Genomic DNA, 237 nt, shown 5'->3' on the forward strand with positions numbered 1-237 from the left:
CCATCCATTGTAGCACGTGTGTAGCCCAGGTCATAAGGGGCATGATGACTTGACGTCATCCCCACCTTCCTCCGGTTTGTCACCGGCAGTCTCGCCAGAGTGCCCAACTGAATGCTGGTAACTGACAATAAGGGTTGCGCTCGTTGCGGGACTTAACCCAACATCTCACGACACGAGCTGACGACAGCCATGCACCACCTGTATCTGCGTCCCCGAAGGGAACGCCTAATCTCTTAG

1 rRNA gene is annotated in these 237 nt (G+C 55.3%); it reads right to left on the bottom strand.

From position 1 onward, the window contains the following. Positions 1–237: ribosomal RNA gene (locus IWT5_RS12060) — 16S ribosomal RNA — on the bottom strand; the annotation flags it as partial.

The organism is Secundilactobacillus mixtipabuli (genome assembly GCF_002217925.1).
Taxonomy (GTDB): Bacteria; Bacillota; Bacilli; order Lactobacillales; family Lactobacillaceae; genus Secundilactobacillus; species Secundilactobacillus mixtipabuli.